Origin of the sequence: Paenibacillus helianthi, from assembly GCF_001909055.1 — a bacterium.
Taxonomy (GTDB): Bacteria; Bacillota; Bacilli; order Paenibacillales; family Paenibacillaceae; genus Paenibacillus_AQ; species Paenibacillus_AQ helianthi.
The window spans coordinates 1-5436 of sequence record NZ_LVWI01000105.1; the positions used below are offsets into that span (position 1 = coordinate 1).

Sequence of the window (5436 nt, forward strand, 5' to 3'; positions counted from 1 at the left end):
TGTTAGCAGCATATAACATCATGTTGTCCAAATATACAGGTCAAGAGGATATTGTGGTAGGGACTGCAGCGGCAGGACGAACTCATGCAGATGTGGAGCAAACCGTAGGTATGTTTATTAATACGCTAGCATTACGTCATTATCCGACCAAAGAGAAACCATTTAATCAATTTTTGGAAGAAGTAAAGGAACATGTTCTTCAAGCAAATGAGCATCAGAACTACCCATTCGAACAACTGGTTGAGCAGCTTGTAGTACGGCGCGATACAGCGAGAAATCCACTTTTTGATACGATGTTTTTGCTTCAAAACATGGATATTCCGAACGTGAAGATGGGTGAAGTTATAGGTATACCTTTTGGAATAGCTCATCAAGTAGCGAAATTCGATATGACATGGGAAGCAGTAGAAGAGCAGAATGGCGAGATTGAATGTAACGTGGAATATAGTACATCGTTATATAAAAAAGAAACGTTAGAACGTATGTCTGGACATTTCGTGCAGATCTTAAGGAAGGTAGTAGAGCAAGAGCAAATTCGATTATGTGATATTGAAATGGTAACAGCAGGGGAGAAGGAACAACTGGTATATGGGTTTAACCAGACTAAAGCCAGCTATCCATCTCATCAAACCATTCATCAGATATTTGAGGAGCAGGCTCAAATATCACCTGATCATATTGCCCTTGTACATGAGCAGGATTCGATGAGCTACCGTTCATTAAATAAGAAGGCTAATCAATTGGGAAGATATCTTCAAGAGTGTGGTGTTACAGCGAATAAAGTAGTCGGTATAATGGCCGATCGTTCAATAGATATGGTTATAGGGATATTGGCGATCTTAAAAGCAGGGGGAACGTACCTACCAATAGACCCAAAAGTTCCAGCGGATCGCATTAATTATATGTTAAAGGATAGTGGAACGAAGATATTGCTCACACAGCCACATCTAAAGACAGAAGGATTACATTGTGAAACCGTGGTAAATCTATCAATGGCTACAGATGGTTTTGAAGATACGAATATACTATCTACTACAGGATCGCAAAACCTTGCCTACATCATGTATACCTCGGGATCCACAGGAAATCCAAAAGGGGTAATGATCCCTCACAAGGGATTATTGAATTATTTGTGGTGGGCTAATAAATCTTATTTTAAAGATGAAGCGTATCACTGTGCGTTGTACTCGTCCATAGCATTTGATTTAACAGTGACGTCGTTATACTTGCCACTGATTACCGGAAAAACATTGTTCATATATGAGGGAACAGATGCTGCGGTTGTCCTTACCGAAGTGCTGACAGATGATAGAGTGGGAATGCTGAAAATAACACCATCTCATATGAAGCTTTTGGAAGAGCTGAAGTTGGAGAGTAAGAATTTGAAAGTTCTTATTACAGGTGGGGAAGATCTGAAAAGAGATTTGGCAGACCGAGTACATCAGCAGTTCAACGGAGAAGTTACCATTTACAACGAATATGGCCCAACCGAGGCAACTGTAGGGTGCATGATTTATGAGTATGAACCGGCTGAACAGAAGGGAATGTCCGTATCGATTGGCAGACCGGCAGATAATATGGGAGTTTATATGTTGGATGAAAAGCTTAATCCAGTCGTGATGGGAAGTATAGGGGAGTTGTGTATATCTGGTGAAGGATTAGCAGAGGGTTATCTCAATCAACCAGAGTTAACAGCAGAAAAGTTCGTAGCGAACCCGTTTAAACCTGGGGAGAAAATGTACCGGAGTGGAGACTTGGCTCGGTGGTTACCGGATGGAACTCTTGAATATATGGGACGGATGGACCATCAGGTGAAGATTCGAGGATATCGAATTGAATGTGGCGAGATTGAGGCGCAGCTGTTGAAGCATGAATCGGTTAACGAAACGTTGGTGATGGCACGAGAGTCGGAGGATGGCAGTAAGTATCTGGTTGCTTACATCGTGAGCGAGACCCAGGTAGATGTAACCGAATTAAGAAGAAACTTGGAGAAACATGTACCAAGTTATATGGTGCCAGCCTACTTTATTCAAGTAGAGCGGATGCCACTCACTGCCAACGGAAAAGTAGACCGGAAAGCCTTGCCGTTACCAGAGGAAGGCTGGATGCGAGGAAATGAGTATGTTGCCCCGCAAGGTGAAATGGAAGAGCAGCTTGCTGAGATCTGGAAAGAAGTATTGGGAATTGAGCAAGTGGGTCGAACAGATAACTTCTTTGAGCTAGGTGGAGATTCCATTAAGGCCGTCCAAGTATCTGCGAGATTGCAACGACACGGCTTAAAGATGGAGATTCGAGACTTGTTCCAAAACCCAAGCGTAGAGCAGGTTAGCCCGTATCTGAAGAGCCAGACCCAGCTGAGTCATCAAGGAGCAGTCGAAGGAGAAGTGGAATTGTCGCCGATCCAGCAGTGGTTCTTTGAAGGGCAAAAGAAAGCACGCCACCATTTTAACCATAGCGTGATGTTATATCGCAAGGAAGGTTATCGGGAAGATATTGTGCAACAAGTGATGCAGCGTATGATGGAGCATCATGATGCTCTGCGAATGGTGTATGAACAAACAGAAACCACGGTGCATCAGTACAATAAGGGCATCCAAGAATTGTTGGTAGAGGTACCGGTGCTAGAAGTAAGAGGCCAAAGCCTGGAAGAAGTAGAGAGACAAGCCACGCGTATTCAAGAAAGTATCGACCTGGAAAAAGGTCCAATGATGCGACTGGGGCTGTTCCGAGCAGACGATGGCGATCACTTATTAATTGTGATCCATCACTTGGTCGTAGACGGTGTGTCATGGCGGATTCTATTGGAAGACTTTACGGTAGGATACGCTCAAGCGCTGAAGGGTGAAGAGGTTAAATTCCAGGCGAAGACAGCATCATACCAAGAATGGTCAAGCCGGATGAAGGAGTATACCCGCAGTGAAGCATTCGCGGCAGAAAAAAGCTACTGGCAACAACGAATAAACCAGGCCAATGGGGTAGGAGCGGAAGTAACGGCGGAAGAAGTCGGACAAATTGGCGATGGAAAGTATATCGAGGTACAACTGGATGAGGACATGACGGAAAAAGCGCTCCGTCAGGTAAACCAAGCTTACAATACCGAAATCAACGATATTCTAATGACGGCACTCGCCCTGTCAATCCATGAATGGGATGGAAGGAAAGAAATATGTATTGATATGGAGGGTCATGGCCGAGAGGAATTGGTTGAAGGATTAGATATTACTCGAACGGTAGGATGGTTTACAAGTATCTATCCAGTGATTCTTCAAGTCAAAGAACAGGAACTGGGAAGACAAATAAAAACCATAAAAGAAGCACTACGTTCTATTCCAAACAAAGGGATCGGGTATGGCATGTACCGCTACTGGAGTGAGGAAGGCCAAGATCCGAAAGTATCTGGAATTAGCTTCAACTATTTGGGACAGTTTGACCAAGACTTCCAGACAGAGATTTTCAAAGGATCTTCGTTATCTGTAGGGGGCGTGGCAAGTCCTATGTTGCAACGGAGTAGCGCATTAGAAATAAACGGCATTGTGAAAGAAGGAAGAATGCAATTTGCGTTTGGTTACAACGGAAAGCAATACCGTGAGCAGGAGATGGAGAATCTTGCTGGATGTTACATGCAGAAGTTAGTAGCCATTATTAAGCACTGTGTGGAGAAAGATCGTACCGAGCTGACTCCAAGTGACGTCATGGCGCATGACATGAGCATCGAGGAGATCGAAGATGTATACGCTCTAACAGCAAGCAAAGGATTAACCATAGAAAAAATGTATCCTTTAGCCCCGTTACAAGAAGGAATGTTATTCCACCATGTAATGAACAAGGGAGACTTGCAGTATTTTGTACAAACCAGCTTTGAGGTTCGAGGGAATTTAGATATCGGTCTGTTGGAACAAAGTTATCAGGAGCTTATTAACAGACATGATGTACTTCGAAGTATATTCATATTTGAGAATATAAGAAGATCTTTACAGGTTGTAATAGAGCAGTGGAAGTTCATCATTGATGTGCAGAAGATTGCAAACAAATCTGATGCAGAGCAAGAAGAAGTTATGAGCCGTTACATGGAAGAAGATAAAAATAAGGGCTTTGACTTGACCACAACCATTCCGATGAGAGTTGCTGTTTTTGAAATGAGTGAGCAACAGTTTAAGGTGATTTGGAGTTTCCATCACATTGTGATAGATGGTTGGTGTATGAGCACCTTGTTTACAGAATTGCTTCAAATTTATGAGTTCTTGAGCAAGGGAACGTCTCTACAATTGGAGACAGCACAGCCTTACAGCCGCTTTATCCAGTGGTTAGAGAAACAAGATAAAGCGAAAGCATCGGATTACTGGAAGAATTATTTGAAAACGATCGATGAAGTGACTACCCTGCCGGGATATAAAAAGACGGCAGATGGCTACAAGCAAGAAGAGTTATGGTTTACGCTGGGTGAGGAACAAACACGAAAACTCCAACAACTGGCGAACAAATACCAGGTCACATTAAATACCATGATGCAGACGATCTGGGGGGTAGTCTTGCAGAAATATAACCGAACGAATGATGTTGTTTTTGGTGCAGTCGTTTCGGGGAGACCTGCAGTGATACCAGGAATCGAGAAGATGATAGGATTGTTTATTAATACTATTCCTGTCCGAATTTCAAGTAGCTCGGCACAACCGTTTATAAAGGTATTGCAGGCAGTTCAAGATGCAGCGATTGTTTCAGATTCGTATAGTTCATATCTGTTATATGAGATCCAAAATCAAAGCACATTAAAGCAAGATTTGATCAATCACATTATGGTATTTGAAAATTACCCAATGGATGATCGCTTGAAGGATATGAGTCAAACCGCCGGAATGGGCTTGGAACTCTCTAACTTCAATACGTTTGAGCAAACGAATTATGACTTTAATGTGATTTTGATACCTGGAAAGGAACTTGCAATAAAATTCAGTTACAATCTGAATGCATTTGAAGTCGGAAGCGTAGAACGAATGAAAGGCCATGTGCAGCATGTTATGCAGCAGATCATAGCAAATCCGAACGCAACGATGGATGAGATTGAAATCGTGACATCAGAGGAAAAAGAACAGCTGGTATATGGATTTAACCAGACTAAAGCGAGCTACCCATTAACGTTGACCATACATCAGTTATTCGAGGAGCAAGCGCAAAAAACACCAGAGAATATGGCAGTTGTGGATAAAGAGAGACGGCTGACATATCGTCAATTAAATGAGCGCGCTAACCAATTAGCAAGAACGATAAAATCTCGTGGAGTTAAACAAGAATCTATTGTTGCATTACTACTAGATCGATCGGTTGAAACAATTATTAGTATATTAGCCGTTCTTAAAGCAGGAGGAACATATCTTCCAATTGATCCAGATTATCCGGCGGAAAGAGTAGAATACATTTTCGAAGATAGCAAGGTTTCAT

The 5436-nt window shown here is 42.5% G+C and carries 1 protein-coding gene; it reads left to right on the plus strand.

What is annotated here, in order from left to right:
• On the plus strand, positions 1 to 5436 hold a 5436-nt coding region (locus tag A3844_RS30750; RefSeq protein WP_143192214.1), incomplete at both ends, for a non-ribosomal peptide synthetase.